1 pseudogene is annotated in these 381 nt (G+C 46.7%); it reads right to left on the bottom strand.

Annotation, left to right across the window (positions count from 1 at the left end):
- A pseudogene (locus tag EXT48_RS23790) lies at positions 1-381 on the bottom strand (hypothetical protein); the annotation flags it as partial.

The following is a 381-nucleotide window of genomic DNA, read 5'->3' as shown; positions in this document are numbered from 1 at the left end:
AATAAAGGTTTTATTGGTAAGTAGTCGAATTGCGCTTTTAACACTGCCAAGTTGTATGTCTTTGGCTGCAAAAATATTCATCGCGCCTAGTTGCGCAAGCCAGTGAATGTAAGGCTGCTTTTTATCCCCATGTAACACCATGTGCTGGTTGCCCGCTAGGGTTTGCAACACAATATGCGGGGTATTTGGGGTGTCATCAAACATCAACAGGTTTTGGCCGCGAGAGCAGAGCACGTTTTGGGTGTTATTGGCGCTAGTAACAACAGATGGTTGCGTGTCGTTAAGGGCAAAGCCTAACAGGTAACTTTGGTCTGGGTCGTTGTTCATACAACCGATGAGCACATTACTGTCTGGCAGCAGTGGAAAGTGTAACCCTGTCGG

It is taken from the genome of Pseudoalteromonas sp. CO348 (assembly GCF_004208845.1).
GTDB lineage: Bacteria > Pseudomonadota > Gammaproteobacteria > Enterobacterales > Alteromonadaceae > Pseudoalteromonas > Pseudoalteromonas maricaloris.
Note: the sequence above shows the minus strand (reverse complement) of the source record. Positions and strands in the feature narration are given on the sequence as shown.